We start from the raw sequence: 25,845 nt of genomic DNA, 5'->3' as shown, positions 1-25,845 counted from the left end.
CTTTCTTTCGAAGCGGGGAAGAGAAGATCAGCCGTTGGGCTACGCCCGCCTACGGCTCGACAAGCTCAGGGCGAACGGATGTAAGGAACTAGGTTGAAAGCTGCCGTCCTTTTCGAGCCGAAGACCGATCTGCAGATCGAGGACATTGCGATCTCCGATCCCGGCCCGCGCGAAGTGCTGATCCGCACGGTCGCGGTAGGCGTCTGCCGGTCGGATCTGCATTTCGTCGATGGCGCTTTTCCACACCCGATGCCGACGGTGCCGGGGCATGAAGCCGCCGGCATCATCGAGGCGGTCGGCAGCGACGTCGCGCATCTGAAGGTCGGCGATCACGTCATCACCTTTTTCACGGTGTTCTGCGGCAGTTGCGAGATGTGCGTCACCGGGCGCCCGTCGCTCTGCGTCGATCCCTCGACACGCCGCGCGAAGGGAGCGCCGCCCCGCCTGAGCCTGAAGGACGGCACACCGCTTGCGCCGTTCCTGAATCTCTCCGCCTTTGCCGAGATGATGCTGGTGCATGAGAATGCCTGTGTCGCGATCTCGAAGGAGATGCCGCTCGATCGCGCCGCCCTGCTCGGCTGCGCGGTGATCACCGGGGCGGGATCGATCTTCAACGACAGCCGTCTTCGCCCGGGCGAGACCGTGGCGATCATCGGCTGCGGCGGCATCGGCCTCGCCGCGGTCAATGCTGCAAAGATCGCCGGCGCGGGCCAGATCATCGCGATCGATCCCGTGCCCGACAAACGCGCGCTCGCAGAGAAGCTCGGCGCGACTCACAGCCTCGATGCGACTGACCCCGATCTCGCCAAGAAGGTGATCGGCATGACCGGCGGCGGCGTGCATTACGCGATCGAAGCTGTCGGACGTTCCAGCACCGCCGAGTTGGCCTGGACGATCCTGCGGCGCGGCGGCACCGCCACGATCCTCGGCATGATCGCGCCGGGCAACAATGTCAGCATCGCGGGGCCGACCTTCCTCACCGGCAAGAAGCTGCAGGGCTCGCTGCTCGGATCCACCCGCTTCCCGATCGACATGCCACGGCTCGTCCAGCTCTATCTCGACGGCAAGCTCGATCTCGACACCATGGTCGCCGAGCGGATCAGGCTCGAGGATATCAACCACGCCTTTGCCAATCTGCGCACCGGGGACACGGTCCGCTCAGTGATCGAGTTCAGCTGATGGCGGAGGACGCCAACATCACCATGGTCGGGACGATTCCTGTGCCGGCGGACGACACGATCGATCCGCGCGCGGTCGAACGCTGGATGGCCGGGCACACGCCGGGCTTCGCCGGGCCGGTGAGGTTGTCGAAGTTCAAGGGCGGTCAGTCCAATCCGACCTACCGTGTGGATACGCCGGGCAGCAGCTATGTGCTGCGGCGCCAGCCCTTCGGCAAGCTGTTGCCCTCGGCCCACGCGGTGGATCGCGAATACCGGCTGATCGCAGGGCTTCATCCGACCGGCTTCCCGGTGCCTGCTCCTTTCGGCTTGTGTCAGGATCCAGAGATCATCGGCTCGATGTTCTACATCATGGAACTGGTCGAAGGCCGCAACCTGTGGGACGGCGCGCTCCCCGGCATGGAGCCCGACGCAAGGCGCGACATCTACAACGCGATGGTCGATACGCTCGCCGCGCTCCACAATACCGATCATGTCGCGGCCGGCCTCGGCGAATACGGCAAGCCCGGCAATTATTTCGAACGCCAGGTCGCCCGCTGGACCAAGCAATATCGCGCCTCCGAAACCGAGCACATGCCTGATGTAGAGGCGCTGATCGACTGGCTCCCGCGAACTTTGCCCGAGCAGACCCGCACCTCGATAGTCCACGGCGACTACCGCATCGACAACATGATCTTCGCGCAGCAGGAGCCGCGCGTGATCGCGGTGCTCGACTGGGAACTGTCGACGCTCGGCGATCCGCTCGCCGACTTCTCCTATTTCCTGATGAACTGGGTGACCGAGCCCGAGGGGCGGTCGGGGGTGATGGGGCTGGCGGGTCCGGATACTGGCATCCCGACGATCGAAGACATGGTCGCACGCTACTGCGCGGCGACCGGGCGCGACGGCGTGCCGCAGCTCGACTGGTATTTCGCCTACAACCTCTTCCGCCTCACCGGGATCGTCCAGGGTATCAAGAAGCGCATCGTCGATGGCACCGCGTCCAGCGCGCAGGCGGCGAAGACGGCCGAGCGCGTACCCGGCCTCGCCTCGGCGGCATGGGGATTCGCGAAGCGGGCAGGGGCCTAGACGGAGGCAGGAATGAGCCAGTTCGATCTGACCGGAAAGGTCGCCATCATCACTGGCTCCTCCAAGGGCATCGGCAAGGCAAGCGCGTTCGAGTTGGCCGAACATGGCGCAAAGGTCGTCATCTCGAGCCGCAAGCAGGATGTCTGCGACGCGGTCGCGGCCGAACTCAACGCCAGATATGGCGACGGCACCGCGATCGCGGTTGCCGCCAACATCTCCGACAAGGCCGGCCTGCAGAACCTGGTCGACGAAACCCGCCGCGCCTTCGGCCAGGTCGACGTGCTGGTCTGCAACGCTGCGTCCAACCCCTATTACGGCCCGCAGGAAGGGATCGCCGACGATCAGTTCCGCAAGATCCTCGACAACAACATCGTCTCGAACCACTGGCTGATCTCGATGGTCGCGCCGCAGATGCGCGCGCGCAGATCGGGATCGATCGTCATCATCTCGTCGATCGGCGGTCTGCGCGGATCGCCCGTGATCGGTGCCTATTGCATCTCCAAGGCTGCCGACATGCAGCTCGCCCGCAATCTCGCGGTCGAATATGGCCCCGACAATGTCCGCGTGAACTGCATCGCGCCGGGCCTGATCAAAACCGACTTTGCCCGGGCGCTGTGGGAAGATCCGGAGCGCGAGAAACGAACCAACAGCACGACCCCGCTGCGCCGCATTGGTCAGCCCGAGGAAATCGCGGGCGGCGTCGTTTTCCTCGCCTCGACCGCGAGTGCGTTCATGACGGGGCAGACGATCGTGATCGACGGCGGCGTGACGATCTAGGAGAGACAGGATGGCAAGATTCACCGGCAAATCGATCATCGTCACCGGTGCCGGCTCGGGCATCGGCCGCGCCGCCGCGCTGCTCTTCGCCAGCGAAGGCGGGCGAGTGCTGGCCGCCGATATCACCGACGCGGTCGAGGAGACTGCCGACATGATCGACAAGGCCGGCGGCACCGGCCACGCCATCCGTACCGATGCGGGCAATGAGGAAGACGTGATCCGTGCGGTTGCGGTCGCCTGCGAATATTATGACGGGCTCGACGTGATGTTCGCCAATGCCGGTATCTCGGGCGGCATGGCCAATATCTTCGATACCGATGTAGCGCTGATTACCGAGGTGCTGCGCGTCAACCTGATCGGTCCCTTCCTCGCGATCAAGCATGCCGCCCCGAAGATCGCCGAGCGCGGTGGCGGCGCGATCGTGCTGACCGCGAGCGTCGCCGGCATCCGCTCGGGCGCGGGCAGCCCGGCTTATTCGGCATCCAAGGCGGGCGTCATCAACCTCGCGATGGTCGCGGCCCAGCAATTGTCGGGATCGAATGTCCGGGTCAACGCGATCTGCCCGGGCCTGACCGAGACGGGCATGACCAGGCCGACCTTCGATTACGCCCGCGAAGCCGGCAAGCTCGATCGTGTCGGCCGCCTCAACCCCCTGCGCCGCGGCGCGCAGCCGGAGGAACTGGCCAAAGTGGCCGCCTTCCTCGCCTCGGACGACGCCAGCTACGTCAACGGCCAGGCGATCGCGGTGGATGGCGGCCTGTCGTCGAGCCATCCCGTGATCCGCCAGGAATATGGGAAGACGGCGGTTTGATCGATTCAACATGGGAAGGAATCGTCGCATGAGGGTTGCGACCGGGGCCTCCATGCCTGGTCGCGCTGTTTCTCATGGTGCTTATCCGTCCCGTTCGCCTTTGAACGCCTGGCGCGGGGCGTGCAGCGTGTCGGAGGACCGTTCGATACGGACGCTATCCACGGCGAGCGGGTTTCCAGTCATGATCGCCAGCATCGTTGAAATTGCTTCGCGTTCCCGGGCGCCGAGCTTCCCGAACATGTCGATCAGCAACCGCTCTTCATTGGCTTGGCTGCCATCGTCACGACGGCCCGTCAGCAGATAGCCGATATCGATATCGTGGCTGGCGAGGCGGTAGAGATATTCGATTGTCGGCGCGGTCTTGCCGGTTTCGTAGGACACCTGGCTGTTCTTCTTCACGCCGCCCAGCGCCGCGAATTCCTGCTGGTTGAACCCCGCCACCAGCCGGGTCTGACGCAAACGCTCACCGAAGCGGCGAAGTTGTTCGTCCCCCGTCATATAATCTTGTTCGGCACATAATTTCGGTATAAGTCCGAAACATCGTTCCACGATTCACGGCATATCGTGATGTTGCTTGATGGCATGCACAAGGAAGATGTGAAGGCCGTGCTTCGCAAGCGGTTCGGCTCGGTCGCCGCATTCGAGCGCGCCGAGTCGCTTGCCGCCCAGTCGGTGTCCGAGGTGCTGCGGGGCAGGCCGAGCAAGCGCACGCGCGACGCGATCGAACGGATATTGCGCGAACAGGCGGCAGCGGCAGAATCCATAGTTTCGGTTGATACTCACGCTTCGCCAGCATTTCATCGTCAAAATGCGCGGAGGCGATAGATATGGCGGAACGAGCGCCCGGCCACGAGCCGACCGGTCCGCTCAGCAGCGCCGAAGAGGCGGCGCTGCGCGCGCTGCATCGCGGCTGGCGCCTCGGCATCGATTCGGCCAGCGAGCAAGGTCTCATCGGCCGTCAGTTGATAAGGCTGGGCGACTGGAGGCTGGGGGCGCTCACCATCCACGATATGCCCTTTCTGACCGACACGGGCGAGAGGATCGCGGCCCATCTGGTAGCGGAGCAGGAACTGGCGAGGCGAAGCTGGTCCGATGGCGGCTTCAGTATCCATCACGGCGGCCTCGCCTGAGGCTCATTCCCGCAGCCGCATCAGCCCTTCCTGAGCGACGCTGGCCACCAGCCGCCCGTCTCGGCTGTAGATCTTGCCGCGGTTGAAGCCGCGAGCGTGCCCGGCCCAGGGGCTGTCGCACGAATAGAGCAGCCAATCGTCCGCGCGAAATTCCTCGTGCAGCCACAGCGCATGGTCGAGGCTGGCGGTCTGGAGATTATGCGTCAGCCAGTTGACGCCGTGCGCGAGCAAAGACGTGCCGAGCAGCGACATGTCCGACGCATAGGCCAGGATCGCACGGTGCATAGCGGCATCGTCGCCGATCGGGCCGACCAGGCGGAACCAGCTGTCCTGCCGGGGCTCCTGCTTTACCGGGTCGGACCAGCTGCGCTGATGGACCGGCCTGATCTCGATCGGCCGGGCACGCAGCAGGTGGCGGCGGAATTTCTCGGGCATGTCGCCGGCGCTCTCGCGGCGCAACTCGGCCTCGGATTTCAGGGCTTCCGGCCCCGGCACATCCGGCATCGGGTCCTGGTGGTGCATCCCCTTCTCGGGCAGCTGGAAACTCGCCGCCATATTGAGGATCGGCTTGCCCTGCTGCATCGCGATCACGCGCCGGGTGGCGAAGCTCCGCCCCTCGAAATCGCGGACCACGCGGTAGATGATCGGGAAATCCTCATTTCCCGGCCGCATGAAATAGGCGTGGAGCGAGTGAGCGACCTTGCTCCCGTCGACCGAGCGCTGGGCCGCCTGGAGCGCCTGCGCTATGACCTGGCCCCCAAAGACCCGGCCGAACCCCCCGGGCTGGCGCGTGCCGCGATAGAGATCGGTATCGAGCTCCTCGACGTCGAGCAGGGTGAGCAGCGTCTGCACCAGGGTTTCCGGCGGCGTGTCGGGGGGTGTGTTGATATCCATGGTTCGTCCTAAACCGTTCCCGCGAACTCCCGAAGGGCTGCTTTTCGCGGGCAAGAGGAACGGCGTCGCGCACGGCGCCGATCGAGCCGTCAGTAACCGGCTGCCCGGGCCAGCCGGTCGGCATGGAAGTTCGCATCGCCGAACATCTCGGCCAGCACGCGCGCGCGCTTCATGTAGAAGCCGATATCATATTCGTCGGTCATGCCGATGCCCCCGTGCATCTGCACGCCTTCCTGCACGGAAAGCGTGGTCGCCAGCGCGGTCATCGCCTTCGCGACCGACACCGCTTCGTCGGCCTTGCCGTCGCCGGCATCGAGCAGCTGCTGCGCCTTGAGTACGGCTGCCCGGGCGACTTCCATTTCCGAATAGAGATGCGCGGCGCGGTGCTGCAGCGCCTGGAAGCTGCCGATCGTGACCCCGAACTGCTTGCGTTCCTTGAGATAGGACATGGTCATGTCCATTGCGCCGCCACCCACGCCGAGCAGTTCGGCCGAGGCGCCGGTGCGGCCCGCGGCAAGCAGGCGGGCGAGCGGATCGCGGCCGGCATCCACATCGCCGATCACCGCGTCAGCGGTAACCTCGACGCCGTCGAACTCGAGGCGCGCGGCGATGCTCGAATCGGCAAGGCGCTCCGCCTCGGCGCTCAGGCCCGCCGCGCCCTTCTCGACCGCGAACAGGGTGATGCCGTTCGCGTCATCGGCCGATCCGGCGGTGCGGGCGGCCACGATGATCAGGTCGGCGACATGGCCGTGCGTCACGAACTGCTTCCTGCCCGACAGACGGAAACCGTTGCCCGAGCGCTCAGCCGTGAGCGCGACGCTCTCGCGGTGCTTGGCGCTTTCGTCGATCGCCAGCGCGGCCACCGTCTCGCCGGCAAGGATGCCGGGGAACCAGCGCTGCGCCTGGGCCGAACCCTTCAGCGCCGCGACGGCGGCGACAGCGGTTGTCAGGAACGGCGAGGGGGAAAGGTTGCGGCCGATCTCCTCGAGCACGACACCGGCATCGACATGGCCGAGCCCGAGGCCGCCATCCTCCTCGCCGATCAGGATACCAGTGAAGCCCATCTCGGCGAAGCTCTTCCACAGCTCACGCGAGAAGCCGGCCGCATCCTTGTCGTCGCGCAATTTCCGCATGTGCGAGACCGGCGCATGCTCGGCGACGAAATCGCGCGTCGTATCGCGGAGCATCGTCTGTTCGTCGTTGAGATAGAGAGGCATTTGGTTCTTCCCGTCGCCCCGGCGAAGGCCGGGGCCGCTAAGTTGCTGAGGGCGTGCTTCATTACGCAGCCCGGCCTTCGCCGGAGGACGCGCTAGCTGCTCGGCAGATCCAGGATCCGCTTCGCGATGATGTTGAGCTGCACTTCGCTGGTCCCGCCCTCGATCGAATTGGCTTTGGTCCGCAACCATGCCCGGGCGCCTGCGCCGCCGGAGGAGCGCTCGCTCTCCCATTCCAGCGCGTCGGACCCGCCGGCCGCCATCATCAGCTCGTGGCGGCTCTTGTTCAGCTCGGTGCCGTAATATTTCATCATGCTCGGCTGGGCCGGATGGGCCCGGCCCGCCTTGAGCTCGTCGATGAAGCGTTCGGACATCATCCCAAAAGCGCGCGAACGCACTTCGAACAGTGCGATGCTCGCCCGCAGCAACGGATCGGCCAGCCGGCCATCATGATCGAGCCCAACCGTGGCGATCGCTCCGTCGACCAGCGGATTGCCGCCGCTCGAGCCAAGCCCCATGCCAGAGATCATCTCGCGCTCATGCCCGAGCAGATATTTGGCGACGTCCCAGCCCTTGTTCTCGTCATGGACGCGCTGGCTTTTGGGCACCTTCACATTGTCGAAAAACGTCTCGCAAAAGGGCGAATAGCCAGAGATCAGCAGGATCGGCTTGGTCGAAACGCCCTCGCTCGCCATGTCGAACAGCAGGAAGCTGATGCCGCCCTGCTTGGTCGTCTTGTCGGTGCGGACGAGACAGAAAATCCAGTCGGCCTTGTCCGCGTAAGACGTCCACACCTTCTGGCCGTTGACCAGATAATGGTCGCCCTTGTCCTCGGCCGAGGTGGCGAGCGCCGCGAGGTCGGAACCGGCATTGGGCTCCGAATAACCCTGGCACCAGCGGATCTCGCCGCGCACGATCTTGGGGAGATAGTCGAGCTTCTGTTCCTCGGTGCCGTATTTGAGCAGCGCCGGGCCAAGCATCGAGATGCCGAAGCTGTAGAGCGGGTTGCGCGCCTTGATCCGTGCCATCTCCTCGCGGAGGATCTTGGTCTCGGCGGGGTCGAGCCCACCGCCGCCATAAGCGCTGGGCCAGTCGGGCACTGTCCAGCCGCGCGCGCCCATGCGGTCCATCCAGAGCTTCTGCGCCGGCGTCATCATGCTCTGGTCGCGGCCGCCCCAGGCTGTGTCCTGTTCGGACCGTATCGGCTGGCGCATCTCTGGCGGGCAATTCTCCTCCAGCCAGGCGCGCGTTTCAGCGCGGAAGCTTGCCAGGTCGCTCATTTGAACCGCCCCCCGCTCTCCGCGAGCTGCTTCAGCAGGGCCGAGACAGCGAAGCCGTGCTTCTCCAGCCCGGCGACGATCTTGGGCAGCCCTTCGGTACCGGCCCAGAACATCGGCCCGCCGCGATAGACCGGCCAGCCATAGCCATAGATCCACACCACATCGATATCGGACGCGCGCTGCGCCATCTTCTCCTCGAGGATCAGGGCGCCTTCATTGACCATGGTGTAGAGCGTGCGCTCGATGATTTCCTGATCGCTCACCTCATGCTGGACGGCACCGGATTTCTTGCGGAAATCCTCGATGATCTCGGTCACGCGGGGGGAGGGGGACGGGTTCCGGTTCTCGTCATAATCGTAGAACCCCTTGCCGGTCTTCTGCCCCCAGCGCCCTTCGGCGGCGAGCGCGTCCCGGATATTCTCGATCCGCGTCGGATCGCGGTGCCAGCCGATATCGACGCCGGCGAGATCGCTCATCTGGAACGGCCCCATCGGCATGCCGAACGCGACATGGACCCGGTCGATCTGCTCGGGCGTCGCGCCTTCCATCAGCAGCTTCATTGCCTCGAACTGGCGTGGCTTGAGCATGCGGTTGCCGATGAAGCCGTCGCACACGCCGGCCACCACGGCGACCTTCCGGATCGTCTTGGCCAGCGCCATCACCGTCGCGAGCACATCGGGCGCTGTCTTCGCCCCGCGCACCACTTCGAGCAGCTTCATGACGTTCGCCGGCGAGAAGAAGTGCATGCCGAGCACGTCTTCGGGCCGCGTGGTGCTGGCCGCGATCTCGTCGATGTCGAGATAGCTGGTATTGGAGGCGAGGATCGCGCCCGGCTTGGCAATGCGGTCGAGCCGGCCGAAAATCTCCTTCTTGACGTCCATATTCTCATAGACTGCCTCGATGATCAGATCGCAGTCCTTCAGCACTTCGAAATCGAGCGTGGGGTTGAGCGCACCCATCGCTGCCTCGACCTGCTCGGGCTTCATCCTCCCCTTTGCGGCGCTCGCCTCGTAATTCTTGCGGATCGTGCCGGTACCGCGGTCGAGCGCTTCCTGGTTCATCTCGACGATCGTGACCGGGATGCCGGCGCTCAGGAAATTCATCGAGATGCCGCCGCCCATCGTGCCGGCGCCGATCACGCCGACCCGGCCGATCGGGCGAAGCGCGATATCCGCCGGGACGTCGTCGATCTTGGCGGCCTGGCGTTCGGCGAAGAAGATGTGGCGCTGGGCGGCTGACTGTACGCCCATCATCAGCTTCATGAATTCCTGCCGCTCGAAGGCAATGCCTTCCTCGAAGGTCGATCCGTCCGCAGCCTTCTCGACGCAGGCGATGTTGGCAGCGGGCGCCTCGAAGCCGCGGAAACGCTTGGCGTTCTCCTTCTTGAAGGCTTCGACGGCGGCCGGATCGGCCGTCGCGGTCTTCTGGCTGGCACGGGGCAGGGGGCGTTTGTCCGCGACTTCCCGGGCGAAGGCGATGGCATCGGCTTCAAGGCTGTCCTCGCCCGCGAGCTTGTCGATCAGGCCGGCCTCGAGCGCCCTCTTGGCCGAGATCGGATCGCCCTTCGCAGTCAGCTCTAGCGCGAGCGGCACGCCGGCGATGCGGGGCAGGCGTTGCGTGCCGCCGGCGCCCGGCAGCAGGCCGAGCTTTACCTCGGGCGTGCCGATCTTCGCGGAGGGCACGGCGATGCGGTAATGGCAGCCGAGCGTCACTTCGCAACCGCCGCCGAGCGCGGTGCCGTGGATCGCGGCGACCACCGGCTTGTCCGATGCCTCGATCATGTCGACGACCGTCGGCAGGCCGGGCTCGACGAACGGCTTGCCGAATTCAGTGATGTCGGCGCCGGCGAAGAAGGTGCGGCCGTCGCAGCGGATCACCATCGCCGTGATGCTGGCGTCGGCAAGGCCCTCCTTGATGCCGGCCTCGAGTCCCTGGCGGACGGCGGCGCCGAGCGCGTTCACCGGCGGGTTGTCCGAAATGATGACCAGCACGTCGTCATGGCGTTCGGTACGGATGGGGGACGTCATTACACTCTCCTGGATATTCGGTCGGTTCGGCTGCGGCCCTTAGGTCAGCGCTGCATAGATCATCGTCTTGAGCTCGCGGCGGATCGGATAGAGGTTGGATGGGCTCATCTGGGTCATGAACACCATCGTCAGGCGTTCGACCGGGTCGATGAAGAAGGCGGTCGAATACATCCCGCCCCAATAATATTCGCCGGCCGAGCCCGGGATCATCGATCGCGCCACGTCGATATTGACGGCGAAGCCCAGCCCGAAGCCGGTGCCGGCGTTCGCCGCTTCGCTGAACAGCGATTTCGACATGCGCGACAGGTCGGATCCGCCGGGCAGGTGATTGCGCGTCATCAGGTCGATCGTCTTGCGCCCGACGATCTGCGCACCGTCCAGCTCGCCGCCGTTCAGGCACATGCGGCAGAAGCGGTGATAGTCGAGCGCGGTCGATACCAGGCCGCCGCCACCGGAGACGAGCTTCGGCATCTGGCTCCACAGGCTTTCCGCGCCGCGATCGAAAAGCTCGCGCCCTTTCCCTGGCACGAAGGTGTAGCAATCGGTCAGCCGGTCGGTCTTGTCGGCTGGCACCGCGAAGAAGGTGTCGTCCATCTTCAGCGGGGCGAAGATCCGGCTGCGGAAGAAATCGGCGAGCGGCATGCCCGAGACGCGCTGAACGACCGCGCCGAGGACGTCGGTCGAGACGGAATAATTCCACGCCTCGCCCGGCGTGAATTCGAGCGGGAGCTCGCCCAGCGCCGCGACGAATCCGTCGAGATCGAGATTGCCGTGCCAGTTCTCGATCTTGCCGGCGCGGTAAGCCGCATCGACGTTCGAGCGGTTCTGGAAGCTGTAGGTGAGCCCCGAGGTGTGACGGAGCAGGTCGACCATGCGCATCGGTTCGCTGGTCGCGGCGGTCTGGAACGGCACGCCGGCACCGCCGCCGCGATACACGCCCAGGCCCTTGAACTCCGGCAGCACGTGATGGACCGGGGTGTCGACCGCGACCTTGCCTTCCTCGACCAGCATCATGAAGGCGATCGACGTGACCGGCTTGGTCATCGAGGCGATGCGGAACAGGGAGGCTTCGTCGACCGGCGAACCGCCTTCGCGCGCTGCACCGAGGCTGGTGAAATGGACGATCTCGTCTTCGTGGCCGATCAACAGCTGGGCATTGGGAAGCTTGCCCGAATCGATATAGCGTTCCTGCAGGAACGCATCGATCCGCCTCAGCCGGGCGGCATCGAATCCGTGCGATTCGGGCTTTGCGATCCTCATTGAAGCTTCCATACCCCCGGTTCGAACGATCGGCACCCTATTGCCTTGAGCGGCGCGTGAATCAACACTAACCTTGGGTCGAACGACAGATTTGCCAAACCCGACATTCAAGTTTGGGGAAGGCCAGCCTTGGAGAGCATGCGTCTTGGATACCGAACCCCTCATTGCGCTCGATCCGGCCTGGCCGAAAATGACGCTTGCCGAGGTCGAGGCTGCGCTCACCGCGCCGGGCGCGCGGTTCGAGATGGAAACGATCGCGATCAACGGCGTGCCGACCCGCGTGTGGAAGCACGCGCCGCCAACGCTCGCCTGGCTCGCCCAGGCATCGCGGGCGCACGGCGCGCGGCTGTTCACGATCTATGAGGACGAACGCGTTACCTATGATGCGAATTTCCGCGCGGTGGCGACTCTGGCGGGCAAACTGCAGGAAATGGGCGTCGGAAAAGGCGACCGCGTCGCGCTGGCGATGCGCAACCTGCCGGAATGGCCGGTGATCTTCTTCGCCGCCGCGAGCATCGGTGCGATCGTCGTGCCGCTCAATGCGTGGTGGACGGCGGGTGAACTCGAATATGGCATCGACGATTCGGGCGCGGCTTTGCTGTTCGTCGATGACGAGCGATACCAGCGGCTGCAGGCACATGATGCGCCGCTGCCGGCGCTCGAGCGGATGATCGTGGCCCGTGCTGCCTCGGTCCTGGACGGCCCGGCAGTTCGGCTGGAGGACCTGATCGGCACGCCGCACGATTATGCGACCTTGCCCGAGGTCGCCCTGCCGGTCGTGGAGCTTGCGCCCGACGACGACGCGACGATCTTCTACACCAGCGGCACCACCGGCCATCCCAAGGGAGCGCTGGGTACGCACCGGAACCTGATGAGCAACATCATGTCGAGCGGCTACACTGCCGCACGCTCGCTGCTGCGGCGCGGCGAGGAGCTGCCGGCCGCTCCGCTTCCGCGCACGACGCTCACCGTGATCCCGCTCTTCCACGTAACCGCCTGCAGCGCGGCGATGATGGGATCGATCGCGGCGGGCAGCTCGCTGATCTTCATGCGCAAATGGGATACGGTCCGCGCGATGGAGATCATCGAGCAGGAGAAGGTCAACATCACCGGCGGCGTGCCGACGGTGGCGTGGCAGCTGCTCGAGCATCCCGATCGCAGCAACTATGATCTCTCGTCGCTTGAGGCGATCGCCTATGGCGGTGCGCCCTCCGCGCCTGAACTGGTGCGGCGCATCCACAGCGAGTTCGGCGCGCTACCCGGCAATGGCTGGGGCATGACGGAGACGATGGCGACCGTCACCGGCCATTCAAGCGAGGATTATCTTAACCGTCCGACCAGCGCAGGGCCGCCGGTGCCGGTCGCCGACCTGAAGATCATGGCCGAGGACGGCCTGACCGAACTGGCGGTCGGCGAAGTCGGTGAGCTCTGGGCGCGGGGCCCGATGATCGTGAAGGGCTATTGGAACAGGCCGGATGCCACGCGCGAGACGTTCGTGGAGGGCTGGGTCCGTACCGGCGATCTTGCCCGGCTCGACGAGGAAGGATTCCTCTTCGTCGTCGATCGCGCCAAGGACATGATCATCCGGGGCGGCGAGAATATCTATTCGAGCGAGGTAGAGAACGTCCTCTACGCGCACCCTGCGGTCACGGATTGTGCGCTGATCGGCATCCCGCACCGTACCCTGGGCGAGGAGCCCGCCGCAGTGGTGCACCTCGCCCCCGGCATGACGGCGACCGAGGCGGAGCTGCAGGCCTGGGTGCGCGAGCGGCTGGCGATCTTCAAGACGCCGGTGGCGGTGCGCTTCGTCCACGAGACGCTGCCGCGCAACGCCAATGGCAAGATCCTGAAAAAGGATCTGAAGGCGCTGTTCGAGGATCGCGTCGGCGTCGCCGCCTGAGGCGCCAGCCTGTAACATCCCAGCAACACACAAGCGTTTGACTCGGCTGCCCGGCGTCGCGCTATAGTTCCGCGCCGGCACGATGATGTCGGTTCGCGAGACAATGATCTTGCTAGGGAGAGATTGCTCATGCGTACGTCGATCATCGCCGTTTCGGCCACCTGCCTGTTGCTGGCCGGCACCGCCGCCATTTCCAGGCCGCTCCCACAGGCCGAGCCGGTGCTTTCAGCCGCCGTGGAGGCATCCACGCGCTCGCCCGCCAATGTCGCGCGCGACCAATATCGCCATCCGGCGGAGACGCTGGCGTTCTTCGGCGTGAAGCCGACCGATTCCGTGGTCGAGATCTGGCCTGGCGGTGGCTGGTACACCGAGATCCTTGCACCCTATCTCGCGGCCGGCGGCAAGCTGACCATCGTCGCGCCCCCGGGCCGCCCGTCCGACGGCATCGCCGCCAAGCTCGACAAGGATGCCGCGACCTATGGGAAGGTCGCGCGGGCGAATTTCCCGAGCGCACTCGGCGGCACCGGTGTTGCGCCCGGCACTGCCGATGCGGTGCTTACCTTCCGCAACGTGCACAACTGGCGGATGGGCTATCTCCACGCTGACAAGACGGACTACAGCGCCGCTGCCTTCCGGGAGATCTATGCGATGCTGAAGCCCGGCGGGGTGCTCGGCATAGAGGATCACCGTCTGCCCGAAAGCGCCGACGGCGCGCGCGAAAAGACCAGCGGCTACATCAAGGTCTCGACCGTCCGCGCGCTGGCCGAAGCTGCCGGATTCAAGTTCGCGGGGTCGAGCGAGGTGAATGCCAATCCCAAGGACACGAAGGACTGGCCCGAAGGCGTCTGGACGCTGCCGCCAAGCTACGCCCTCGGCGACAAGGACCGCGAAAAATATGCGGCGATCGGGGAGAGCGACCGGATGACGCTGAAGTTCGTCAAGCCGGCGAAGTAGCCCAAGGCGGGATTGTTCACGGCGGAGATTTTTTCTTCCGCTGTTATGTTGGATTTCAGGCCGTAATTTCCGCTTCGCTTTCAGGCGCTTGTATCCGTTTTCCGCTGTTATCCGTAACAGCGGAAAACAGCGGAAGAACAACGCCAAAAAACGCCCGCTTCACGCTGTTTCGAGCGCGAAACGGCGGGCGTGGGCCTGCAATGATATTCACCTGAGAAAGAGCGGAGCGGCGCCCGATTGGAGCTCCGCCCGATGGCAGGGTATCATTACCGGCACGGTGTTGAATCGAACTACGGTCAGGACGGGCTGTCCGTTGGTTCGTTCGCGGCGACCCCGATGCTATTTCCGTGCCAGCGCGAAGTCGACGCTGACGCTCACCTGGCTGGTGTTGGTGCCCGCCATTACCGGCGGAGCGGCGAGAGCTTGCGGCGCAGCCCTGTCCATCATCCCCATCGACTCATACGCCATCGGCACGGGTGATGCGCCGCCGTCGCGGATCGTCAGCACGCGGGAGACCTTGAGGCCGGCGGCCTCGGCATAGGTATCGGCACGGGCGCGTGCCGCCTTGTAGGCGCTGGCGTAGGCCGACCGGCTCGCCGCTTCCGGATCGCCGACGCGCAGGTCGGGGCCGGACAGCACGTTCGCGCCTGCCTGAGTCACTGCCGCGATAGCAGGTCCGGCCTTGTCGATCGCGCGCATGCGGACCGATACGACGTTGTTCGCCTCGAACTTGTTCTTGTTGGCGCCCCACTCGATCCGGGACACGGTCAGCCGCTGGGTCTGGATGTCCGCCTTGGCGACTCCGAAACCTTCCAGCGCGGACACGACCTTGTTCATGATGGTGTTGTTGGCCGCGGTTGCCGCGTCAGCGGTCGCGCCGATCGAGGAAACGCCGGCGGAAAAGCGCGCTTCGTTCGGCGCGGTCTCGGCCTGGCCGCTGGCGGTCACCTGCACCAGCACCTCGTCATGCCCGACGCCGCGCGGATCGCGCGGTTCCCTGGAACAGGCACCCAGCAGGAGCACACCACCCACCATGAGTCCGATCGTCGTTTCACGCATGTCCATCTCCTTACCCGCTCCGCACGCTCATCCGTGGCCAATCACGCTGCGCACCGCCAGTTTCCAGCCGGCCAGCCGCTGGTCCCGTTCGCCAGCAGCCAGTTTCGGCTCGAATATCTCGACCGCGCCGCGCATCACCGCCGCGTCCTCCAGGTCCCTGAACAGCCCGCATCCGATGCCGGCCAGCATGGCCGCGCCGAGCGCAGTGGTCTCCGCGAATTTCGGGCGTTCGACCGTCACGCCGAGGATATCCGCCATATCCTGCGCCATCCAGTCATTGGCGACCATGCCGCCGTCGATGCGGAGCGTCTTCCAGTCCACGCCGTCGGCCGCGAACGCGGTCTTCAGGTCGTGCGCCTGGTGCGCCATCGATTCGAGCGCGGCACGGACGATATGCGCCCGCTCGCTCGAGAAGCTGAGGCCGGAGATCGTCCCGCGCGCATCGGGCTCCCACCACGGCGCGCCCAGGCCCGACAGCGCCGGCACGAAATAGACGCCGCCATTCGAATCGACGCTGCGCGCCAGTTTCTCGGTCTCGGCCGCGTCGCCGATCAGGTGGAGCGTATCGCGCAGCCATTTGATCAGGCTCCCGGCGACGAACACCGATCCTTCCAGCGCATAGGCGCGCCGCCCGTTCAACTGCCATACGATCGTGGAGAGCAGCCGGTTGCGCGACGTCGGTGGGATTGCACCGGCCTGAGTCAGCACGAACGCGCCGGTGCCGAAGGTCGCCTTGGTCTCGCCGGGCTTCAGGCAGGACTGGCCGATCGTCGCTGCCTGCTGGTCGCCGGCGATGCCGCAGATCGGGATCGCCGCGCCGAACAAACTGGTCTCGCCGAACCGGCCGGCGCAATCGACGATCTTCGGCAGGGCCGCGCGGGGGGCACCGAACAGGTCGATCAGCCCGTCGTCCCACTGGCCGCTGCCGATCGCCATCAGCGCGGTGCGGCTGGCATTGGTCGCGTCGGTGATGTGCAGTCCGCCGGTCAGCTTCCAGATCAGCCAGCTCTCGATCGTGCCCACGGCCAGTCGATCCCCGGCCTCCTTGAGCTGCGGCCAGTTGGCCATCGCCCAGCCGATCTTGGATCCGGAAAAATAGGGATCGAGCAACAGCCCGGTCTTGGCCTGCACTGCGGGCTCATTGCCCGCCTCGCGCAAATCCTTGCAGATCGCTGCCGTGCGCCGGTCCTGCCAGACGATCGCGGGGGCCAGCGGTTCGCCGGTTTCGCGATCCCAGAACACCACCGTCTCGCGCTGGTTGGTGATGCCGATCGCGGCAATCCGTTCGGCCCCGCCGCCGCGTTCGGCCACGCGGCGCGATACGGCGAGGGTCTTGTCCCAGATTTCGGCTGCGTCATGCTCGACCCGGCCGCTTTCCGGATAATGCTGCGTCAGTTCGGCCGCTTCGCTGTGAAGACAGGTGCCGTCGGGCGCAAACAGCATCGCCCGGGTAGAGGTTGTGCCTTCGTCGATGACCAGGATCAGATCGCGCATTGTCGGAAACTAGCCGGGATTACAATGCAGGGGAATGCCGCTACGCTGTCCCGGTAAGCGTAACGTAAAGGGGTGTAGTGTGGCGGACGGTTCCGGGCATGGCGCAGGGCAGGCCCCCGGCGAAGGCGCGTTCGGCCTGCCGCTGGATGAGGAGACGAGCGACGACGGGCGCATCGCGCAACGCCGCGATCGGCTGCTCGCCGCGCTCACGCTCATCGCCGGCATCGGCCTCGCGCTCGCCACGCCCTTCGCGCTGAAGGCCGGCGCCGAATTCTTCCTGCCGACCACCGCTGCGCTGGTCATCGCCATCGCGCTGGTGCCGGTGCTTGAATGGCTCGAGCGGCACCGGGTGCCCTCGGCCCTGGCATCGCTCACCTGCGTGCTGCTGTTCCTGGTGGCTGCGAACATCGCGCTTGCGGCGATCATCGTTCCGGCGACCGAGTTCTTCCGCCGCCTGCCGGACCGGATCGACCGGATCCAGATGAACATCGCGCCGGTACTCGATCTCTATTCGAACCTCGAAAAATATGTGAACCGGACGGTGCGGCATCTTGCCGCGAGCGGCCCGGTCAACGCGCCGCAGACCACCGCCGTCACGCCGCCCAGCTCGATCCTGGAGCTTGCCGCGACCTCGGCGCCGACCGCGATCGTCCAGGTCTTTTTCGGCATCCTGGTCGTTTATTTCTTCCTGTCGGGCTGGACCAGGCTGCGGCGGCGGACGATCACCAGCCGTTCGAGCTTCGGCGGGGCCATGGCCACCGCGCGGGTAATCCAGGACGTCGTGGATGATACGTCGGCCTATCTCGGGACGATCACGATCATCAACCTCTCGCTCGGGCTGGTGATCGCCTTCGCCTTGTGGCTGCTCGGCATGCCCTATCCGCTGATGTGGGGCGGTATCGTCGCCCTGTTCAACTACATCCCCTATTTCGGGCCGATCGTCGCGGCCATGCTGCTGGCGCTGGGCGGGCTGATGACCTTCCCCGATATCTGGGTCGCGCTGCTGCCCGCCGCGATCATGATCGGCGCGCATCTGCTGGAGGCGAATGCGATCACGCCGTTCATCGTCGGCCACCGGCTGACGATCAACCCGATCATGATTCTCATCTCGCTCAGCTTCTGGGGGTGGGTGTGGGGCACGCCGGGGGCGCTGCTTGCGGTGCCGCTGCTGATCATCATCCAGACCGTGATCGGTGCCGCCGGCAAGCCGGATATCGCCGGCTTCCTGTTCGAACACGGCACGTTGACGCAGCAGCGCCGCGACCGCGCGGGCCGGGCAGCACCACCGATTGAAGACGACGGTTGAAAGGGCTGTTGACAGGGTAGGGCACCTCGCTTAGGTGCCGCGCCTCACGCTTTCCAAGCGGGTGTAGCTCAGTTGGTTAGAGCGCCGGCCTGTCACGCCGGAGGTCGCGGGTTCGAGCCCCGTCACTCGCGCCATTCTTCACATTTCCGAAGATGACGCAGGTCGCCCCGGCACAAGCCGGGGCCGCGGTTAGAGCGAAATGACATCGCGTGGAATCGGCTTCCCTCGATTTAGCTAAAGTCATCTCGCTCTAAAGTCGCTTGTCGCTTCGCTGACTCGGCGCCGTCTTACCGAAAACGCCTCTACCGCCAGGTTCCGGTTTCCATCCAGCGCAGCATGCGCCGCATCGGCAGCAGCCAGAGCCAGACGATTCCCGTGACGAGATAGAAGAGAAGCTGGAGCAGCGCGTGCCACTGGCCGACGATGCCGGACAGGCTCGCCACGAGCACCACCCACAGGGCGATCAGGACGAGGATGGCGAGCATGCCGACGGGCTTGCGCCAGCTGGGACCGGTATTCACGGGCGGGTGATCCATTCTTGTTCGGTGAGGATGGCGTGGAGGGGTACGTCCCACGGGTCGGCGGGCAGGCTTTCGACGTGCTGCACGCTCCAGGCGACGCCGATCCGCGCCGCATCGGGAAAGCGCTCGAATGCCTGGTCGTAATAGCCGGCACCCTGGCCGAGTCGGTTGAGCTGCGAATCGAACGCCAGCAACGGCGTCAGCACGATGTCCGGAGCGAGCGCCGTCGATTCGTGATGTGGCTGGTGCAGGCCGTGCGGCCCGCGAATCAGGTCTTCCTCGCTGTCCCATGCCAGGAAGCGCATCGGTTCCGACCGGACCGTGACATGCGGCAGGACGATCGCGCAGCCCCGTTCGACCGCGGCGCGCGCAATCAGCGACGGATCGGCTTCGCTGCCGAGCGGCACATAGGAAGCGACGGTCAGGCCATGCCTGAAAAGGGCCAGGAGAGGGGGCAGAGGCTGGATCGCCGGCGGATGCGCGGCGAAGAACCGGTCGCGCTCGGCACGGATGCGGGCGCGCATGGCTGGCTTGTCGAAGGTCATTGCATTGCCAGCCTACAGAGCGGTGGCGGGACCGCCATGGCCGTTTGCCTGAATATCCTCTGACGCCAAAAGCATCAGGTGGGGATCATGTACGACAGGCCAGGGCCTGCGCAGGGACAACCCCCTAGGAAGAAGAATCGCCTCAGGGATAATCGGTAAGGCTCGTACCGGGCAGTGCCCGCCACTGACGGATATAAGCCCTGGGAGGTTAATTCTCAAGTACCGCCGCAAGCTGTTCGAGCCGGTCGGCCACCTGCTCCAGCATGGCGGCGCCGGCGCCCTCCGGCGGGCGGCGCTGTGCCTCGTCCAGTTCGTCGGCGAGCATCAGGGCGACGAACAACATGGTCCGCTCGCCATTGAGCCCGCCGGAGGCGCGCGACGCGGTCGTCCAGTGGCGGTCGAGCAGTTCGCCAAGCTTGCGCAGCTGCGCCTCCTCGCCGTCGCGACACGCGACGGTGTGGCGGCGATCGCCGATGGTGAGGGTGACGTCGGCCATTAGGCGCCGCCGCCTTCGCCGCGAGCGATGACGTCGTCCAGCGTCGCCACTGCCTGTTCGATCCTGGCGCGCAACTGCGCATGGCGCTGGGCGGCCGTTTCGGCTGCCCGATCGCGCTCGGCAACCGCCGCTTCTATTCTTGCAATGGCCCGGTCGATACGGTCGAGCGCGGGCGGAGGCGTCTCGTCTGCCATCGCTCCCGGATAGCATGGCTTCGCCAGTGGGCAAGATCGATTTCCCCTGTGGCGGTTGACGGGGGGCTCCGCCGACCGCAAAGACCGCGCGGCTTATCAGACTCGCCGGTTATCCTTCTGCGCATGTCCGCGCCGGGACCGGCATCCGCGACGGAGGTAATTGCGATGACGGTGAAGGTTGCGATCAATGGTTTCGGGCGTATCGGTCGTCTGGTTGCACGCGCGGTACTGGAGCGGGGCGATACGGGACTTGAGCTCGTCGCGATCAACGACCTTGCCGATGCCAAGTCCAATGCATGGCTGTTCTCGCGCGATTCGGTGCACGGCAAATATCCGGGCAAGGTTTCGGCCGAGGGCAACGACCTGGTCGTCGACGGCAAGCGCATCCGCGTGACCGCCGAGCGCGATCCGGCCAAGCTGCCGCACGCCGAGCTGGGCGTGGACATCGTGCTCGAATGCACCGGCTTCTTCACCGACCGCGAAAGCGCGCAGAAGCATATCGATGCCGGCGCGAAGAAAGTGCTGATCTCCGCCCCGGCCAAGGGCGTCGACCTGACCGTGGTGTTCGGCGTCAACAACGACAAGCTCGAAGCAGGGCACGACATCGTCTCCAACGCATCGTGCACCACCAACTGCCTGGCGCCCGTCGCCAAGGTGTTGAACGATGCGATCGGCATCGAGCGCGGCCTGATGACCACCGTCCATGCCTATACCAACGATCAGAAGATCCTCGACCAGATCCACCCGGATCTGCGCCGCGCCCGCGCAGCCGGCATGTCGATGATCCCGACCACGACCGGTGCTGCCCGCGCGGTCGGCGAAGTGCTGCCCGAGCTCAAGGGCAAGCTCGACGGCTCGGCGATTCGCGTGCCGGTGCCGGACGTCTCGCTGATCGACCTGACCTTCACGCCGAAGCGCGACACGACCAGGGAAGAGGTCAACGCGATCCTCAAGGCAGCATCGGAAAGCGGCCCGCTGGTCGGCATCCTCGATTACACAGACGAGCCGCTCGTCTCGATCGACCTGATGCACACGTCGGCCAGCTCGACCATCGACAGCCTGGAGACCGCAGTGCTCGACGGCAAGCTCGTCCGCGTCGTCAGCTGGTACGACAATGAGTGGGGCTTCTCGAACCGCATGGTCGATACCGCCGGCGCGATGGGCGCGTTCCTCTAAGGCGATGGGCGTGCTCACCGGCATCGCCCGTCACGGCCGCCCGCGCGGACCGATCGAAGTCCTCGAGTCAGTCCATGTCTCCATCGAGGCGGGGCTGGCCGGGGATTTTCGCGGCGCGGTGAAGCCGGGCCGGTCGGCGAAGCGCCAGGTCTCGCTGATCGAGCGGGCCGACTGGGACGCGGCGATGGCCGAGCTTGGCGTCGACCATCACTGGTCGGTGCGGCGGGCGAACCTGCTGGTGGAGGGACTCGATCTGCCGCAGCGCCCCGGGGCGATGGTGCGGATCGGCGAGTCGGTCGTGCTGGAGATCATGGTCGAATGCGATCCGTGCAGCCGCATGGAGGAGGTCGAGCCGGGACTGAAGGCAGCGCTCACGCCGGATTGGCGCGGCGGTGCGCTGGCCCGGGTGATAGAGGGCGGCGATATCCGTCTCGGCGATAGCATCAGGGTGGAACAATGACGGTTCAAAGCTTCAAGACGCTCGACGATATCGGCGATGTCGCCGGCAAGCGCGTGCTCGTCCGCGAGGATCTGAATGTGCCGATGGCGGATGGCGCGGTGACGGACGACACGCGCTTCCGCGCGACGTTGCCGACCGTCACCGAGCTGGCCGACCGGGGCGCGATCGTCCTGATCCTTGCCCATTACGGCCGCCCCAAGGGCAAGCGCGATCCTGAAATGTCGCTGGCGCTGGTGACCAAGCCCTATTCGCAGGTGCTCGGCCGCCCGGTGCGCTTCATCGAGGATTGTGTCGGCGAAGGTGCGGCCGAGGCGATCGCTACCCTGAAGGACGGGGACATCGCGGTCCTCGAGAACACCCGTTTCCATGCCGGTGAGGAAACGAACGACCCCGCTCTCGCCGCCGAAATGGCGAAGCTCGGCGATTTCTACGTCAACGACGCTTTCTCCGCGGCGCACCGCGCGCACGCCTCGACCGAGGGGCTCGCGCATCTGTTGCCCGCCTTCGCAGGCCGGGCGATGGAAGCCGAACTGACCGCGCTCGACAAGGCATTGGGCAATCCCGAGCATCCCGTCGCGGCAGTGGTCGGCGGCGCCAAGGTCTCGACCAAGCTCGACGTGCTGAAGCATCTCGTCGCGAAGGTCGATCATCTCATCATCGGCGGCGGCATGGCCAACACCTTCCTCGCCGCGCGCGGGGTCGATGTCGGCAAGTCGCTGTGCGAGCATGACCTGACCGGCACCGCGGAGGAGATCTTCGCGGCCGCAGAGCGCGCCAATTGCACCATCCATCTGCCCTATGACGTGGTGGTGGCGAAGGAATTCCGCGCCAACCCGCCGATCCGCACGGTGAACGTGCATGAGGTGGCGGTCGACGAGATGATCCTCGACATCGGCCCCGCCGCGGTCGAGGCGCTGGCCGACGTGCTCAAGAATTGCCGCACCCTGGTGTGGAACGGCCCGCTCGGCGCCTTCGAGACGCCGCCCTTCGATACGGCGACGGTGGCACTGTCCCGTACCGCGGCAGCGCTGACCCGCGACGGATCGCTGGTTTCGGTCGCCGGCGGCGGCGATACGGTGGCCGCGCTCAATCAGGCGGGGGTGGGGGACGACTTCACTTTCGTGTCGACCGCCGGCGGCGCGTTCCTGGAATGGATGGAAGGCAAGGAACTGCCCGGCGTTGCGGCGCTGACGGCGTAGGCGACTTCCGGGATCAGTTCGTCGCCGCGATGACCGGTGCCGGCTCGCGCAGCAGCGGCAGGATCAGCCGGTCAAGGTCGTCGCGATCGAGCGCCGCCGCCTTGGCGTAGCGGATGCGGCCGGATCGATCGATGATGTAGTTGGTCGGCACGCCTTTCAGGATCGTGTAGGGGCCCCTGATCTTCTTTGCCGACGGGATGTGCATCACCGCGAAAAGCTTCTTCAAGCGATACAGCGGGAGCGAACCCTCGGTAGAGATCGCAAACACCTTGAGGCCCGCTTTCTGCTGGGCTTCATAATAGGCGTCCAGCATCGGCAGCTCCGCCCGGCAGGGCACGCACCAGGTCGCCCAGAAGTTGAGCACCACCACCTGGCCGCGAAGCTGGCCGAGCGACACCTTCGAGCCATCGATCAGCGTCAGCTCGAAATCGGGTGCCGGCTCGCCGACCTTGGGAGACTTGGCGGCAGTCAGGAAGAAAGCGGCCGCGCCCAGGCCGAGCATCCTCAAACCGCGTGTGAATGCCTTCATGATATTCCCCCAGGCCAGGAACCTGATGCAGGGGCCGGGTTCCGTCAATATGTGGCGGCCGATCTCCCGCGCCCGACGATTCACCCCATAGTGGGTATGGCAACAGGGCCGCCAATGCTCTTCACGCCATTTACAGAGGACTGCGGGGCCGATAGGCCAAATCCGGTCCCAACGGCCGGTGCGAGGAATCCATGAAAGACAATTTGCAACCTGACGTTGCGGTCCACCACGACGAGCGGCGGGTATGGACCACGCCAGTCGTGATTACAGCGTCGGCTCCCAACGACACGGACCACGCAGCGAACACGGTCTCCGACGGAACGGGGAATCTCTTCTCTTGAGCAGCGCCGGCTTTCGCGTTCCGGGTTAGCGATTGACCTGCTTCGCGGGCGTGGTGTCGCTTGGCGGGACGACGCTGGCCTCCGGCACCGAGGGGCGCCTGATCGCGGCACTGGACCAGGCGCTGGTGCAGCCTGCGCGGGTAGCACGGGTGAGCGGCGGGGTTTTCGTCTGCCGGCAGCGCTTTCTGTCCCCTGAGGATCGCAGGGAAGCGCAGCCCGGGCTGGGCTGTGACGGCAACGCCGTTTCGATGTTCGACGGGCGGCTCGACAATCGAAGCGAGCTGATCGAGCGCCTCGGCCTGCGCGCCGCCGATGTCGCGGCGCCGGACGGCGTTCTCGTCGTCAAGGCATATGAGCGGTTCGGCGCTGACGCCCCACGGTACTTGCTCGGTGATTTTGCTTGGGCATTGTGGGACCAGCGCGAAGGTCGTTTGATGCTGGCGCGCGACCATAGCCAGCAGCGCGCCCTTTTCTACGCGCGCGGCGACGGGTTCGTTGCCTTTGCGACCTCCTATCGGCCACTGCTCGCCTTGCCCCAGGTGCCGCGCGATGTGGACGAGCAGACGGTGGCCGAGATGTTGCTGACCTGCGCAGATCCCGGCGATCGCACTTTCTATCGCGCGATCCGCCATGTGGGGCCGGCCGCGCGCGTGCTGATCGACGAGCGCGCGGTGCAGAGCGAGGCTCTGTGGCGCCCCGAGATGCAGGCCGTTGCCGCGCCCCGAACGGACCTGGAACATGTTGAGGCGATGCGGAGCACGTTCGATGCTGCCGTCCGGTCCCGCCTGCGGATCGACGGCCCGATCGTCTGTTCCGTCAGCGGCGGTCTCGATTCGAGCGCCATCGCCGCCACGGCCGCGCGACTCAGTCCCGCGACGACGATCAGGGGGCTTTGCAAGCTGCCGGTGCCCGGCGGTGCGGAACCGGTTGCCGCCGATCGCTATGCCGATGAGCGGCCATTCGTCGACGCCCTGGCGGCAGCGCACCCCAATCTCGAGATCGAATATCTGTCGTCGAATGCGGTCGAGTCTTTCGAGATCGATCCCGCCCGCTTCTTCCTGCAGGCCGGCATGCCGATCCGCGCGCCCTCCAACGCCGCCTGGTTCGCCGGGGTGAATCGCCGCGCGGCGGAGCTCGGTGCAACCACCTTGCTGGAGGGTAGCTGGGGCAATGTTACCGTCAGTGCTGATGGGATGGATCATCTCTCCACCTTGCGGGAGGAAGGCCGTTGGTGGGCACTAACCCGGGAGCTTCGCGCGCTAAGGCGCACCCTTCCCGCAAATGTCTGGCGTGGCCTGGTCCGCTATACGCTGTCGAGGACGTTGCCTGCCGGGCTCAGAAACCGGCTTGGCGCCGCGCGCGGGCAGGGCCCGGCGTGGCTGCGCAACACGGCAGTCAATCCGGACTTTTATCATGCCGAAAAGCTCGAGCAGCAGTGCCTGGAGCATTCCGTCCTCGCGCTCGATCCCCTGGCGAGCGGCGGGCGCCATACCGTCGCGCGGTATATGGTCGAGCGGTCGCGCATGCAGGTCGAGAGCCATGGCGCGTTGCGGGCGATCACCGGGATAACGCGGTCCGATCCCTTTTCGGATCGCCGGGTCATCGATCTCGCCCTGGCGACGCCCGACGCGCAATTCCTGCTCGGCGGCGTCCACCGCAGCTTTGCGCGCCGCGTCTTCGCTGACCGGTTGCCGGCGGCGCTGCTCGGCAACATGCGCCGCGGCGCGCAGAATGGTGACTGGCACGCCCGGCTGACGCCGCATCGGGACGCCTTGGCGGCTGAGCTCGATCGACTGGAGCGATCCCAGCTGGCCTCGCGCCTGCTCGACCTGCCGAAGCTGAAAAAGGTTATGGAGGCATGGCCGAAGGACCGGGAGGCCGGCGGCCCGGCATCCCCGCGCTATCGCGCCATGCTGCTCCGCAGCCTCCATGCCGGCCAGTTCCTGCGCTGGGTAGAGGGTGGGAACGGCTGACCTCCGCGTGGGAGGCCCGATCTCGCCGCATCCTGCGCTTTTACCGGTCCGCGCGCTCG

The 25,845-nt window shown here is 65.8% G+C and carries 26 protein-coding genes, 1 tRNA gene and 1 other RNA gene; 14 read left to right on the top strand and 14 right to left on the bottom strand.

Translation table 11 applies throughout. The features are described 5' to 3' along the window. Window positions 1-93 precede the first annotated feature (93 nt). Genes U1769_RS13825 through U1769_RS13810 form a run of 4 tightly spaced genes read left to right on the top strand, consistent with a single transcriptional unit; the run spans window position 94 to window position 3,834 of the window. Entirely contained in the window at window positions 94-1,179 is a 1,086-nt protein-coding gene (locus U1769_RS13825; protein WP_332716928.1) for a Zn-dependent alcohol dehydrogenase, read from the top strand. Further along, entirely contained in the window at window positions 1,179-2,246 is a 1,068-nt protein-coding gene (locus U1769_RS13820) for a phosphotransferase family protein (protein WP_443030351.1), read from the top strand. Before U1769_RS13825 ends, U1769_RS13820 begins: the two co-directional genes overlap by 1 nt. A gap of 12 nt (window positions 2,247-2,258) precedes the next feature. Further along, complete coding sequence (locus U1769_RS13815; protein WP_332716925.1) at window positions 2,259-3,023, top strand: SDR family oxidoreductase; 765 nt, start codon at window positions 2,259-2,261, stop codon at window positions 3,021-3,023. Between the two features lie 10 nt (window positions 3,024-3,033). Continuing rightward, window positions 3,034-3,834 carry an SDR family NAD(P)-dependent oxidoreductase gene (locus U1769_RS13810; protein ID WP_332716922.1) on the top strand — a complete coding sequence of 267 codons (801 nt, stop codon included), beginning with the start codon at window positions 3,034-3,036 and terminating at the stop codon, window positions 3,832-3,834. 81 nt (window positions 3,835-3,915) lie between these two features. Here U1769_RS13810 and U1769_RS13805 read toward each other — a convergent pair whose 3' ends face one another. Further along, entirely contained in the window at window positions 3,916-4,332 is a 417-nt protein-coding gene (locus U1769_RS13805) for a helix-turn-helix domain-containing protein (RefSeq protein ID WP_332716919.1), read from the bottom strand. Window positions 4,333-4,401: 69 nt separating this feature from the next. Between U1769_RS13805 and U1769_RS13800 the strand changes: the two genes are divergently transcribed. Continuing rightward, window positions 4,402-4,659 carry a helix-turn-helix domain-containing protein gene (locus U1769_RS13800; RefSeq protein WP_443030363.1) on the top strand — a complete coding sequence of 86 codons (258 nt, stop codon included), beginning with the start codon at window positions 4,402-4,404 and terminating at the stop codon, window positions 4,657-4,659. Window positions 4,660-4,661: 2 nt separating this feature from the next. Continuing rightward, window positions 4,662-4,964, top strand: coding sequence for a hypothetical protein (locus U1769_RS13795; protein ID WP_332716913.1), 303 nt, complete (start codon window positions 4,662-4,664; stop codon window positions 4,962-4,964). Between the two features lie 3 nt (window positions 4,965-4,967). On the opposite strand, the gene U1769_RS13790 is transcribed toward U1769_RS13795, so the two are convergent. From U1769_RS13790 to U1769_RS13770, 5 genes are all read right to left on the bottom strand, one after another. Continuing rightward, window positions 4,968-5,858: an acyl-CoA thioesterase gene (locus U1769_RS13790; protein WP_332716910.1), complete on the bottom strand. Its 891-nt coding sequence runs from the start codon at window positions 5,856-5,858 to the stop codon at window positions 4,968-4,970. Window positions 5,859-5,947: 89 nt separating this feature from the next. After that, on the bottom strand, window positions 5,948-7,075 hold the full coding sequence (locus U1769_RS13785) for an acyl-CoA dehydrogenase family protein (RefSeq protein ID WP_332716908.1): 1,128 nt from the start codon (window positions 7,073-7,075) through the stop codon (window positions 5,948-5,950). Window positions 7,076-7,167: 92 nt separating this feature from the next. Then, on the bottom strand, window positions 7,168-8,352 hold the full coding sequence (locus tag U1769_RS13780; RefSeq protein WP_332716906.1) for an acyl-CoA dehydrogenase family protein: 1,185 nt from the start codon (window positions 8,350-8,352) through the stop codon (window positions 7,168-7,170). Next, entirely contained in the window at window positions 8,349-10,379 is a 2,031-nt protein-coding gene (locus U1769_RS13775) for a 3-hydroxyacyl-CoA dehydrogenase NAD-binding domain-containing protein (RefSeq protein ID WP_332716904.1), read from the bottom strand. Before U1769_RS13775 ends, U1769_RS13780 begins: the two co-directional genes overlap by 4 nt. A gap of 39 nt (window positions 10,380-10,418) precedes the next feature. Continuing rightward, window positions 10,419-11,639 carry a serine hydrolase domain-containing protein gene (locus U1769_RS13770; protein ID WP_332716902.1) on the bottom strand — a complete coding sequence of 407 codons (1,221 nt, stop codon included), beginning with the start codon at window positions 11,637-11,639 and terminating at the stop codon, window positions 10,419-10,421. Between the two features lie 190 nt (window positions 11,640-11,829). Between U1769_RS13770 and U1769_RS13765 the strand changes: the two genes are divergently transcribed. Both U1769_RS13765 and U1769_RS13760 read left to right on the top strand, forming a co-directional pair. Then, window positions 11,830-13,539: a class I adenylate-forming enzyme family protein gene (locus U1769_RS13765; RefSeq protein WP_332717594.1), complete on the top strand. Its 1,710-nt coding sequence runs from the start codon at window positions 11,830-11,832 to the stop codon at window positions 13,537-13,539. 129 nt (window positions 13,540-13,668) lie between these two features. Then, window positions 13,669-14,493 (top strand): class I SAM-dependent methyltransferase, encoded by an 825-nt coding sequence (locus U1769_RS13760; protein WP_332716900.1) that lies wholly within the window; start codon window positions 13,669-13,671, stop codon window positions 14,491-14,493. Window positions 14,494-14,832: 339 nt separating this feature from the next. On the opposite strand, the gene U1769_RS13755 is transcribed toward U1769_RS13760, so the two are convergent. Together U1769_RS13755 and U1769_RS13750 are read right to left on the bottom strand one after the other, a co-directional pair. After that, window positions 14,833-15,552, bottom strand: coding sequence for an SIMPL domain-containing protein (locus U1769_RS13755; protein WP_332716898.1), 720 nt, complete (start codon window positions 15,550-15,552; stop codon window positions 14,833-14,835). Window positions 15,553-15,579: 27 nt separating this feature from the next. Continuing rightward, window positions 15,580-17,046: an FGGY family carbohydrate kinase gene (locus U1769_RS13750; protein WP_332716897.1), complete on the bottom strand. Its 1,467-nt coding sequence runs from the start codon at window positions 17,044-17,046 to the stop codon at window positions 15,580-15,582. A gap of 79 nt (window positions 17,047-17,125) precedes the next feature. Between U1769_RS13750 and U1769_RS13745 the strand changes: the two genes are divergently transcribed. Then, window positions 17,126-18,352, top strand: coding sequence for an AI-2E family transporter (locus U1769_RS13745; protein ID WP_443030350.1), 1,227 nt, complete (start codon window positions 17,126-17,128; stop codon window positions 18,350-18,352). A 57-nt stretch (window positions 18,353-18,409) separates the two neighbouring features. Next, a tRNA-Asp gene (locus U1769_RS13740) sits at window positions 18,410-18,486 on the top strand. Window positions 18,487-18,654: 168 nt separating this feature from the next. On the opposite strand, the gene U1769_RS13735 is transcribed toward U1769_RS13740, so the two are convergent. The 5 genes from U1769_RS13735 to U1769_RS13720 all read right to left on the bottom strand — a co-directional run bounded on the left by U1769_RS13735 (window position 18,655) and on the right by U1769_RS13720 (window position 20,108). Next, window positions 18,655-18,888, bottom strand: a complete 234-nt coding sequence (locus U1769_RS13735) for a DUF2842 domain-containing protein (protein ID WP_332716895.1) — start codon at window positions 18,886-18,888, stop codon at window positions 18,655-18,657. After that, the gene (locus U1769_RS13730) at window positions 18,870-19,418 is read right to left on the bottom strand and encodes a 5-formyltetrahydrofolate cyclo-ligase (protein ID WP_332716893.1); all 549 of its coding nucleotides are present in this window, start codon (window positions 19,416-19,418) and stop codon (window positions 18,870-18,872) included. The genes U1769_RS13735 and U1769_RS13730 overlap by 19 nt, the downstream gene beginning before the upstream one ends. A gap of 24 nt (window positions 19,419-19,442) precedes the next feature. Further along, window positions 19,443-19,599, bottom strand: a non-coding RNA gene (ssrS, locus tag U1769_RS25645) — 6S RNA. Between the two features lie 27 nt (window positions 19,600-19,626). Then, window positions 19,627-19,914: a cell division protein ZapA gene (locus U1769_RS13725; protein ID WP_332716891.1), complete on the bottom strand. Its 288-nt coding sequence runs from the start codon at window positions 19,912-19,914 to the stop codon at window positions 19,627-19,629. Further along, window positions 19,914-20,108: a hypothetical protein gene (locus U1769_RS13720; protein WP_332716888.1), complete on the bottom strand. Its 195-nt coding sequence runs from the start codon at window positions 20,106-20,108 to the stop codon at window positions 19,914-19,916. Before U1769_RS13720 ends, U1769_RS13725 begins: the two co-directional genes overlap by 1 nt. Window positions 20,109-20,273: 165 nt before the next feature. Here U1769_RS13720 and gap point away from each other — a divergent pair, with 165 nt between their 5' ends. The 3 genes from gap to U1769_RS13705 are packed head-to-tail and all read left to right on the top strand — an operon-like array spanning window position 20,274 to window position 22,943. Beyond that, entirely contained in the window at window positions 20,274-21,284 is a 1,011-nt protein-coding gene (gene gap / locus U1769_RS13715; RefSeq protein ID WP_332716885.1) for a type I glyceraldehyde-3-phosphate dehydrogenase, read from the top strand. Between the two features lie 4 nt (window positions 21,285-21,288). Then, window positions 21,289-21,744, top strand: a complete 456-nt coding sequence (locus U1769_RS13710; RefSeq protein WP_332716883.1) for an MOSC domain-containing protein — start codon at window positions 21,289-21,291, stop codon at window positions 21,742-21,744. After that, a complete protein-coding gene (locus tag U1769_RS13705; RefSeq protein WP_332716880.1) occupies window positions 21,741-22,943 on the top strand; it encodes a phosphoglycerate kinase in 1,203 nt (400 codons plus the stop codon). Before U1769_RS13710 ends, U1769_RS13705 begins: the two co-directional genes overlap by 4 nt. A gap of 13 nt (window positions 22,944-22,956) precedes the next feature. Here the strand turns inward: U1769_RS13705 and U1769_RS13700 are convergent, their stop codons facing one another. Next, window positions 22,957-23,472, bottom strand: a complete 516-nt coding sequence (locus U1769_RS13700) for a TlpA family protein disulfide reductase (RefSeq protein WP_443030349.1) — start codon at window positions 23,470-23,472, stop codon at window positions 22,957-22,959. A 373-nt stretch (window positions 23,473-23,845) separates the two neighbouring features. Between U1769_RS13700 and U1769_RS13695 the strand changes: the two genes are divergently transcribed. Then, window positions 23,846-25,786 (top strand): asparagine synthase-related protein, encoded by a 1,941-nt coding sequence (locus tag U1769_RS13695; protein WP_332716877.1) that lies wholly within the window; start codon window positions 23,846-23,848, stop codon window positions 25,784-25,786. Window positions 25,787-25,845: the final 59 nt, after the last annotated feature.

Origin of the sequence: Parasphingomonas zepuensis, assembly GCF_036663735.1 — a bacterium.
Lineage (GTDB): Bacteria > Pseudomonadota > Alphaproteobacteria > Sphingomonadales > Sphingomonadaceae > Sphingomonas.
The sequence above is the reverse complement of the archived record's forward strand: the minus strand, read 5'-3'. Positions and strand labels throughout refer to the sequence as shown.

What these genes read in the sequence shown, in the direction of transcription:
- U1769_RS13820 (WP_443030351.1), top strand. Translation starts at nt 1,179, where the DNA reads ATGGCGGAGGACGCCAACATCACCATGGTCGGGACGATTCCTGTGCCG.
- U1769_RS13815 (WP_332716925.1), top strand. Translation starts at nt 2,259, where the DNA reads ATGAGCCAGTTCGATCTGACCGGAAAGGTCGCCATCATCACTGGCTCC.
- U1769_RS13810 (WP_332716922.1), top strand. Translation starts at nt 3,034, where the DNA reads ATGGCAAGATTCACCGGCAAATCGATCATCGTCACCGGTGCCGGCTCG.
- U1769_RS13805 (WP_332716919.1), bottom strand. Translation starts at nt 4,332, where the DNA reads ATGACGGGGGACGAACAACTTCGCCGCTTCGGTGAGCGTTTGCGTCAG.
- U1769_RS13800 (WP_443030363.1), top strand. Translation starts at nt 4,402, where the DNA reads ATGTTGCTTGATGGCATGCACAAGGAAGATGTGAAGGCCGTGCTTCGC.
- U1769_RS13795 (WP_332716913.1), top strand. Translation starts at nt 4,662, where the DNA reads ATGGCGGAACGAGCGCCCGGCCACGAGCCGACCGGTCCGCTCAGCAGC.
- U1769_RS13790 (WP_332716910.1), bottom strand. Translation starts at nt 5,858, where the DNA reads ATGGATATCAACACACCCCCCGACACGCCGCCGGAAACCCTGGTGCAG.
- U1769_RS13785 (WP_332716908.1), bottom strand. Translation starts at nt 7,075, where the DNA reads ATGCCTCTCTATCTCAACGACGAACAGACGATGCTCCGCGATACGACG.
- U1769_RS13780 (WP_332716906.1), bottom strand. Translation starts at nt 8,352, where the DNA reads ATGAGCGACCTGGCAAGCTTCCGCGCTGAAACGCGCGCCTGGCTGGAG.
- U1769_RS13775 (WP_332716904.1), bottom strand. Translation starts at nt 10,379, where the DNA reads ATGACGTCCCCCATCCGTACCGAACGCCATGACGACGTGCTGGTCATC.
- U1769_RS13770 (WP_332716902.1), bottom strand. Translation starts at nt 11,639, where the DNA reads ATGAGGATCGCAAAGCCCGAATCGCACGGATTCGATGCCGCCCGGCTG.
- U1769_RS13765 (WP_332717594.1), top strand. Translation starts at nt 11,830, where the DNA reads ATGACGCTTGCCGAGGTCGAGGCTGCGCTCACCGCGCCGGGCGCGCGG.
- U1769_RS13760 (WP_332716900.1), top strand. Translation starts at nt 13,669, where the DNA reads ATGCGTACGTCGATCATCGCCGTTTCGGCCACCTGCCTGTTGCTGGCC.
- U1769_RS13755 (WP_332716898.1), bottom strand. Translation starts at nt 15,552, where the DNA reads ATGCGTGAAACGACGATCGGACTCATGGTGGGTGGTGTGCTCCTGCTG.
- U1769_RS13750 (WP_332716897.1), bottom strand. Translation starts at nt 17,046, where the DNA reads ATGCGCGATCTGATCCTGGTCATCGACGAAGGCACAACCTCTACCCGG.
- U1769_RS13735 (WP_332716895.1), bottom strand. Translation starts at nt 18,888, where the DNA reads ATGGATCACCCGCCCGTGAATACCGGTCCCAGCTGGCGCAAGCCCGTC.
- U1769_RS13730 (WP_332716893.1), bottom strand. Translation starts at nt 19,418, where the DNA reads ATGACCTTCGACAAGCCAGCCATGCGCGCCCGCATCCGTGCCGAGCGC.
- U1769_RS13725 (WP_332716891.1), bottom strand. Translation starts at nt 19,914, where the DNA reads ATGGCCGACGTCACCCTCACCATCGGCGATCGCCGCCACACCGTCGCG.
- U1769_RS13720 (WP_332716888.1), bottom strand. Translation starts at nt 20,108, where the DNA reads ATGGCAGACGAGACGCCTCCGCCCGCGCTCGACCGTATCGACCGGGCC.
- gap (WP_332716885.1), top strand. Translation starts at nt 20,274, where the DNA reads ATGACGGTGAAGGTTGCGATCAATGGTTTCGGGCGTATCGGTCGTCTG.
- U1769_RS13710 (WP_332716883.1), top strand. Translation starts at nt 21,289, where the DNA reads ATGGGCGTGCTCACCGGCATCGCCCGTCACGGCCGCCCGCGCGGACCG.
- U1769_RS13705 (WP_332716880.1), top strand. Translation starts at nt 21,741, where the DNA reads ATGACGGTTCAAAGCTTCAAGACGCTCGACGATATCGGCGATGTCGCC.
- U1769_RS13700 (WP_443030349.1), bottom strand. Translation starts at nt 23,472, where the DNA reads ATGAAGGCATTCACACGCGGTTTGAGGATGCTCGGCCTGGGCGCGGCC.